A 7682-nucleotide genomic window follows, 5' to 3' on the forward strand; every position below is an offset into this window, starting at 1 on the left:
TACGTTCGCCCGCAAAGACGCAGAGAGGCGCGGAGCTACCGCAGCCGACGCCGCCAATACCCCGGTTGGCGGGAAGTATGCGCGAGGGCCAAAACACGCACCAGCGACTCCTCCTTCACATATTCGAAGTAGATGAGGTAGCGGAAGCGATTGACCGCACAACGCCGTGCCCCGAGATCGCGGCGAAAGCTTTGTGGGCGTCGTAATATCCGGCTGATGCCCGACTCTACCTCCTCGATCAGCCGACGCCCCAAGCCTGCCTCGTGCTCTTCCAGCCATTCCGCAGCCGAAGTCAGCTCCCGCTCAAAGGCAGGGTGGTAGAGAATCTTCACGAAAACCGACGCTTCAAGTTACCAAAAACCTCTTCATGCGTCCGGCCCTGAACCTTGCCCGAACTCAGATCGGCCGACCGTTGCCGCAATACTCCCTCCAGCTCCTCTTCCTCGCGGGCATGGACAGAGCGGGCAACCTGGGCAAACTCAGCCTCAGGCAATCGGCGAATTTCAGCAAGGATCTGCTCCAAGGACATGCCGTTAAAATCTGCCATCGCATCCCTCTCTGCAAGCATATCCTCCTCCCCCACAAACTGGCATGCGCTAAGCACCTTGAAAGGGCATGAGCGTGAAAATCCGAAAGCAAGGCGACTACGAACTGTTCAACACCACGCACGACCACCAGATCCTGGTGCTCGACGAAGAGCGCTATTTTGCGTGGGTACGTGGCCAGCAAGGCGAGATCCTCGTCGGCTCCGACTCCGACCACCAGAAGGACGACTCCTGCCAGCGAGGCCGCTACTTCCTCGTCGATTTCGACGACGAGGAAGACTTCCAGGACATGCCCCACCTCTTTCTGCAAGACGGCAAAAGCTACGATTCGCTCGTGCTGCCTAAGGGCCTGCCCAGCAAAAAGGGCGACCGCCAGAAGGTGATCCGCAACGAGAACGACGTAGGCAAGAAAGCCCTGGAGCGCACCCTGCGCGAAGACGACTAGCCTAGCCCCCAACAGAGCAGGGCCGAATAGAGATCGCCGCAACTCGCCCCGCAGTCCAGCATGGTAGGTGCCATGAAAAAGATCTCCCCCCTGCTCGCCCTCTTGTGCTGGTTCGCAACCGCCCTCAATGCGGCACCGGCGCTTTATGCGGTCAAGATTCATGCCGACTGGTGCGTCGTCTGCAAACGCCTGGAGCCCGCGTTTGAGGCCGCTCAGAGCGAGCTGAAGGAGGCAGACGTCGCGTTCCTCAAGTTCGACCTGACGAGCGATGCCACCCAGGCCGCCTCTCAGGAAAAGGCTCGCGAGCTGGGCCTCGAAGCGCTGTTTGCTCAACGACTGCCTACGGGGATCGTGGTGGTTTACGATCCCGAGACGCAGGAAATCCGTCAGATCCTGAAGGTGAACCGCTCCGGCGCGCAGATGGCCGAGGCGATCCGGGAGCTGCTGGCTCAAGAATCGTAGGCGTTGGCGGGCGAATGACGCCCCCACCCCGCCGGCGGGGTAACGACCGGCACATCGAGGCGGAAGGTGGTGCCCTGCGGCCCGGTGAATTCCAGCACCAGCTCGGCATCGACCTGACGGGCCAGCAAGTGCGAAATGGCCAGCCCCAGCCCCGTGCCGCCCTCCTTGGTGCTCGTAACCGGGGTGAAAAGGTGCGCGTGCACCGCATCGGGGAGACCCGGCCCCTCGTCCATCACCCGGCAGCAAAGCCGCTCGGGGCGGTGGTCGAAATGGAGCGTCACCTCCCGACCGGGCGGCGTCGCCTCGATGGCATTCGTCAGCAGGTTTTGCAGGATCAGCGCCACAAGATTGAGGTCCTTCATCGGCAGCTCTACCTCCGGCGCCTCACTGACCTCGAGGACCACGCCCGCCTCCTCGGCCCGATCCTTGACGGCGTCGCGCAGGAGGTCGCTCAAATCGTTGACCGAGTAGCGCCGCTGCGAGTCGCGCTGGTGCTGGCGCAGCATCCGGGTCGTCTCCTGCAGCATTTGCTGCATCCGGTCTGCCACCCGGCTGGCCTCTTCCAGCTGCGGCTGTCGCGCAAGGTGCCGTTGCAGGCCGGCCAACGGGTTTTTCAGCCCGTGCAGCAGATGGGCGGAAATCGTCCCGAGCGCTGACGTTTTGGCGGCCAGCACCAGCTCTTCGTTGACGCGCTCCAGCTCGTGCGTGCGCTCGACCAAGGCCAGGTTCAACCGGCGCACCCGGGCAAAGCCGACCGCGACCAGCGCCACAATCAGCACACCGCCGAGCCCAAACGCGAGCCCGTACTGGGCCAGCAAACGCTGGTCGAGCGCGGCAAAATCGGCCGCCAGCGAGCCCGCATCGAGCCAGTATTGCAACAGCCGCAGCGCCTCGCCGGTTTGCGGGTCGCGCAGCAGCACCCACACCTCCATCAGCGTATCCTGCTCGGGATTGAGGATCGAGGCATCGCGAAAAATCGAATCGAGCCGCAGCCCTGGGTGAAAGCGGCTGTAGCCCCCGCCTTCCTCTAATTGAAGCCGGGCAGACTCTTCCAGCGGCGAGGGATACAGACTGCGCGGCACCGTCTGCTCGATACTGCCTTCGGGCGAATAAAGCGCGACCCCCACCACGCCCTTCAGCTCACTCACCTCCAGCGCCAGGCTCAGGAAGTCGTAACCCAACCCGGGGATCGGCTGCTGCTGCTCAAGCTCGCGTGCCGCGACCGACTGGAGCAGCTCCGCATCGCGCGCCATCAGGCTCTCGCGCAAGGCGGCACGCATCTCCCAGCCAATCGCAAAGAGCACCCCGCCGTAGACGGTGAGCAGCGCCAGCCCCAGCGGCAATACCACCGACCAGAAGCGCGGCGCAGCGACATGCGGTTTACCGTTCGCCATGCTCGCCCCACCCCCCGCGTAGTTCGTCCACCCGCGAGCGTTGCCACTCGCGAAACTCGTCGATCAGTGCCGCGCGCTCTTCGTCGGTCTCGGCCTCGTCCAGGGCTTTGCGCAGCCGGTTTCGCTCCTGCCGCCACTGCGCCGCCTCTTCGGCAAACGCTTCTCGACGGGCCTCGATCCCCCGCGGCACCTGCAAGGCCTGCCCCTGCGTGCGCCACCAGTGCTTGAGGTCGCCCGTCAGACGGCGCACCTCCTCGATACGGGCGGCATTCTCGGTGCGAAAGCGCTCCAGCGCCTGCTCGCGCTCCCGGATCGACGGCATGGGCCCCAGCGCATTGAGCGCCTGCCGCCGCGTCAGCAACAGCTCGCGCCCCAGCCGACGCAGCTCATCCACCTGGGCCTGCACCTCGGGCGGAAAGACGGCCTCGCCCTCGGGTGGATTGGCTGCGCGATAGAGGTCCTGCATCTCCTGCAGCTCCCATTCGAGCTGCTCCTGTTGGGCCAGCTCCGGCGCGTGGGCACGGAACCACTGGGCGAGCGCGTCGCGCCGTTGAGGGCGCGTCGTCGCGGCCGGCAAAACAGCCAAGGCCGCTTCACGACTCTCGCGCAGGCGCTCGCGGCCAGCCTGGACTTCCTTCCACAGCTCCCGTAACTCCGGCGGCGCATCGTCGGGCACCGCCTTGAGATTCCGATGCCCTGGCGGCCCTTCGCGTGGGGGCGGGCCACCGGAGAAAGGCGGTGGCATCTCGGGTGGTGGTTGCCCTCCCAGGCTGGCGGTAGCAGCGAGCCACCCCAGCAAACAAAGTCGCATCGTCTTCATGGGCAGAACCATTGCAGGAGTATTGCCATCGCGGCGCTCTCATCCATAAGCGCTTCAACACCAGCGGTCAAGGCCGGCCAGCCCTGTGCGACCAAAGGCCCCAGAGCTGGGAAATCGTTCCCGGTTTTAACCACCACTCAAGTGCAGCCGGGAAAATTTACGCATCGCCCTCGCCCGTGGTCTTGAGCCGGTAGCGCACATAGTCGCGCGGCACCCCCAACAAGCGCGCCGCCGCCGAAACGTTTTGCTCGCACCGGTCGAGCGCCTGCTGGATCAGCACCATCCCCAGCTCCTGCAGCGCCTGCTCCAGGTTAAACTCGCCCTCGGCAGGGAACGCCCAATACGGGTTGAGCAAGGTGGGCAGCCCCTCCCCTTCCGGCTCCGCGCCCAGGCTCGCCTGCCCCAGGTGTGGGAAATTCAGCGTGTCGCCTTCGATGAAGATCAGCGCCCTCTCCAGCTCGTGCCCCAGCTCGCGGAGGTTGCCCGGCCACGCATACGCCTGCAGCTCACGGTAGCCGCGCGGGGATATCTTGACCTCCGGCAGCCGATAGCGGCGCTTGAGCCCATCCAGCAGATGATCCGCCAGCGCCGGCACATCGGCCCGTCGCTCCCGCAGCGAAGGCAGGCGCAGCCGCAAGAGGTTGAGGCGGTGAAACAGGTCTTCGCGAAATTTCCCCTCATGCACCAGCTCGCCCAGGTCATGCAGGCTCGCCGTCACCAGCCTCACATCGACTGGGATGCTCCGATTGCCCCCCACCCGCCGGATCGAGCGGTCTTCGATCGCCGTCAGCACCTTGGCCTGCACGGCAGGGGAGAGGCTCGAAATTTCATCGAGAAACAGGGTACCCCCGTGCGCCGCCTCAAACAGGCCGATTCGATTGGCCCGGGCGTCGGTAAACGCCCCCTTCTCGTGCCCAAAAAGCTCCGACTCTGCCAACGTATCTGGGAGGGTCGCACAGTTGACCTGCACCAGCGGTTGACTGGCGCGCGGCCCCTGCTCGTGCAGCCACCGGGCCAGAGTGCTCTTGCCGGTGCCCGTTTCGCCCTCGATCAACACCGGCGGCAGGTGGTGGCGCAAGCGCTGCTCGGCCTGCAGGATGCGTTGCAACTCGTGCTGCAAGGTGGTCAGCGCCTGCCCAAAGTAAATGCCGCCGACCGACTGCTTCTGCGCTTCGCGCTGGTGCTGCTCGATCCGGTCGCGCCGCCGGTTGTCGCGCGCCCGACGCAACACCAGCGGCAAGGCTTCCGGCTCGAACGGCTTGGCCAGAAAATCGGCGGCCCCCAGGCGCATGGCTTCCACCGCCAGCTGCACGCCCCCTTCAGCCGTCATCACCACCACTGCAGTCGTGGGGCCAAAAACCTCGTCTCTCAGCAGCTCAAGACTACTTCCGTCGGGCAAATGAACATCCAGCAAGGCGAAATCCGGCTCCCAATCGGCCGCCGCCGTGCGGGCCTCCTGCAGCGTCCCCACCGGGAGCACATCTGCGCCCTGCTCTTCCAGGTAGTCGCACAATTCATCGCGCCAGAAACGCTCGTCTTCCACGACCAGCACCCGTTGATCGGCCAGCAACTTCGCCATGTCGGGGTCAACCATGACGCGCCTCACAGGTTTCGCCAAGCCACTAAATGCGGGCCTCGCAGGCACAAAAAACCCCGCAGGTCCTGAAACCGGCGGGGCTTTTCAAATCGAAAACGGCAACGCTTACTGGGCGTCGGCAGTCGGCGACACCTGGGAGGCGCGCTCGGCCATCGCTTCCTTCAGCGCTTCGCGCTTCGCGAAAAGCGCGCTGCTGCGGTACTGGCGCTTGCGGGCAGCCAGTTGACGTTGACGGTGGGCGTTCGGCTTGGAGCCGGCGGCCTTTTTCTTGGGGCGGCGTTTGCCCGAAAGTGATTGAATGCGTCCGCTCATGGTAAAGGGAAAAGCTAGTAGAAATCGCGCACGCGAAGCAAGCTAATCTTTTCGCATCCGGCCAACCGTACGGGCTCACGTCCACGGCCCAACCACCCTAGCGACCGTTCATCATGAAAGTGCTGTTTAGCTCGACATCTATTTCATATGAAATACCATCTAGATTTTCTCCTTTCACCCCCCAAATAATATCAGAATGAAGTCCCCCCTCCCTCGACTTTCCGGAGGAGCGATCTGCTCCCTCCTGGCACTCACTACACTCGCCTCCGTGGCGCAGGCTCAAAATTCCTGGGCTGGCTACACTCCCGACACGTCCCGATGGGTCTTCACCGAGCCGGGCTTCCTGGGCTGGGTTTGGACGGGCATCCTGCTCGACCAGAACTGGATCTACCCACGCAATCTTGGCGAATATGTTTATTTGCCTCAGAGCTACGTCGAAGACAACGGTGCCTGGGCCTACTCCGCGAGCCTTTCGGGTTGGGATATCTATGAGGAAACTCCTACCAGCAGCTGGGCCTACTCGCACGCCCTGAAGACCTGGTTCTACCGCGATGAAAATGCCGTGGGCCAAGATCAGGGCTGGGTCTACATCTGGAATTCCGCCTTCGTGGAAGTATCTCCCATCGTAGTCAATGTAGAGAACACTGCCAATTTCACGGCCGACACCGTGGCAGAAACCTACGCCAATTCGCTCCGGATCTCCCCGGCGGAAATCCCGAACATGGTCGATACAGACCCAGATATTGTCACCACAAAAGGCGAAGACGGCATCACCTTCCGCAACGCTGCCAGCCGCGGGAATCAATACGTCCGCATCGCGATGCAACGTGGCACAGGCCTGCTCGACCTCAGCGCCCTTGGAGACGTGAGCGGCAAGATCGGTGCAGATGTGCTGGCGGATGTTGATCTCAGTGCCACTACCAGCGGCTTCTACGTGCGTCTGAAAGACGCCAATGGTGATGTGAGCACCAACCACCGCCTCTCCGGTGGCGACGTCGTCGACGACATCGTGCTGCAAACCTCTCTGACGACCCCGGCCAACGAAGTCTACCTCGAGATTACCGTGCCGTGGCAAGGCAGCGTCACTGTAAAAGACATCTACCTCTACATGGAAGATGTGGTGACTGGCTTTGCTGGCATGGAGGAAAAGATCACGGGCGGCCAAGGCGCGCCGGCGGAGAATATCTACACCGTAAACAACGCCACGGAACTCTACAACGTCTACACCAGCCTCCAGGGAGCAGAAGAGCCCTCGATCATTAATATCGCCGGCACAGTTACCTATGACGAATGGGTTATCGCCAGTGGAGATGATGCCCGCGAGATCACGCTCGGCACCGACCGCTCCAATATCTCGATCATTGGGGTGAACGATCAGGCGATGTTCGATGGTCTGGGTATCACGCTGCAAGGTACCAATTATATCATTCAGGATCTGACGGTGCGCTATGTGCTCGCGCGCGACGCCATCTCGGTCAACAACGCGACATACGTCTGGATCGACCACTGCACCCTCTATAATGAATCGCTGGAGATCAACCCGGACAAAGACAAGTATGATGAGCTGATTAGCATCAAGAACAACGCCCAGTTCGTTATCCTGTCTTGGAATCACCTCTACGACAGCCACAAGACCATTCTGGTAGGCAGCAATGACGAGGTCGAAGCTATCCCCGACCGCAAAGTGATCATGCACCACAACTGGTTGCAAAATTCGGGCAGCCGCCTGCCCCTCTATCGCGGCGGCTATGCGCACATCTACAATAACTTCTACGATAATATCGACAGCGGCATCAACCACCGCACCAAGTCTCAGATCCTGATTGAAAACAACTATTTCAAGGACGCGGGCTCGGCGATTGGCTACTGGTTTGATGATGTAAACCCATCGGGCCGCTTTGAGGTTAGCGGTAACATCTACGAAAACGTTGATGGAGGTGCACCCACCGAAGAGGACTCCACCGTCAATATCACCTTCGAAGAAGGCTATACCTATGAGCTGGACGACGCCGCCGACGTCCCGCAGAAGGTGATGGACGGTTCCGGCGTCCGCGAAATGGTTCGCTAGCCCGGCTCCACGCCTGCCCTTTCAGCCCTCGGTTCGTCA

The 7682-nt window shown here is 62.3% G+C and carries 9 protein-coding genes; 3 read left to right on the plus strand and 6 right to left on the minus strand.

Annotated elements, in window-relative coordinates; all coding sequences use genetic code 11:
- Positions 1–35: 35 nt before the first annotated feature.
- Both Q7P63_08925 and Q7P63_08930 read right to left on the minus strand, forming a co-directional pair.
- Positions 36–332 (minus strand): type II toxin-antitoxin system RelE/ParE family toxin, encoded by a 297-nt coding sequence (locus Q7P63_08925; GenBank protein ID MDP0500212.1) that lies wholly within the window; start codon positions 330–332, stop codon positions 36–38.
- Complete coding sequence (locus Q7P63_08930) at positions 329–547, minus strand: hypothetical protein (GenBank protein ID MDP0500213.1); 219 nt, start codon at positions 545–547, stop codon at positions 329–331. The genes Q7P63_08925 and Q7P63_08930 overlap by 4 nt, the downstream gene beginning before the upstream one ends.
- A 68-nt stretch (positions 548–615) precedes the next feature.
- Between Q7P63_08930 and Q7P63_08935 the strand changes: the two genes are divergently transcribed.
- On the plus strand, positions 616–990 hold the full coding sequence (locus tag Q7P63_08935) for a hypothetical protein (protein MDP0500214.1): 375 nt from the start codon (positions 616–618) through the stop codon (positions 988–990).
- Between the two features lie 72 nt (positions 991–1062).
- A complete protein-coding gene (locus Q7P63_08940) occupies positions 1063–1452 on the plus strand; it encodes a thioredoxin domain-containing protein (GenBank protein ID MDP0500215.1) in 390 nt (129 codons plus the stop codon).
- On the opposite strand, the gene Q7P63_08945 is transcribed toward Q7P63_08940, so the two are convergent.
- From Q7P63_08945 to Q7P63_08960, 4 genes are all read right to left on the minus strand, one after another.
- On the minus strand, positions 1440–2846 hold the full coding sequence (locus Q7P63_08945) for a HAMP domain-containing sensor histidine kinase (protein ID MDP0500216.1): 1407 nt from the start codon (positions 2844–2846) through the stop codon (positions 1440–1442). The two genes, Q7P63_08940 and Q7P63_08945, sit on opposite strands and share 13 nt — an antisense overlap.
- The gene (locus Q7P63_08950; GenBank protein ID MDP0500217.1) at positions 2833–3591 is read right to left on the minus strand and encodes a hypothetical protein; all 759 of its coding nucleotides are present in this window, start codon (positions 3589–3591) and stop codon (positions 2833–2835) included. The genes Q7P63_08945 and Q7P63_08950 overlap by 14 nt, the downstream gene beginning before the upstream one ends.
- Before the next feature lie 232 nt (positions 3592–3823).
- Entirely contained in the window at positions 3824–5245 is a 1422-nt protein-coding gene (locus Q7P63_08955) for a sigma-54 dependent transcriptional regulator (GenBank protein ID MDP0500218.1), read from the minus strand.
- 123 nt (positions 5246–5368) lie between these two features.
- Positions 5369–5575: a hypothetical protein gene (locus Q7P63_08960; protein MDP0500219.1), complete on the minus strand. Its 207-nt coding sequence runs from the start codon at positions 5573–5575 to the stop codon at positions 5369–5371.
- Between the two features lie 196 nt (positions 5576–5771).
- On the opposite strand from Q7P63_08960, the gene Q7P63_08965 reads away from it, so the two are divergent.
- The gene (locus Q7P63_08965) at positions 5772–7643 is read left to right on the plus strand and encodes a hypothetical protein (GenBank protein ID MDP0500220.1); all 1872 of its coding nucleotides are present in this window, start codon (positions 5772–5774) and stop codon (positions 7641–7643) included.
- The last annotated feature ends 39 nt before the right edge of the window (positions 7644–7682 follow it).

The organism is Verrucomicrobiota bacterium JB022 (genome assembly GCA_030673845.1).
Lineage (GTDB): Bacteria > Verrucomicrobiota > Verrucomicrobiia > Opitutales > Oceanipulchritudinaceae > WOUP01.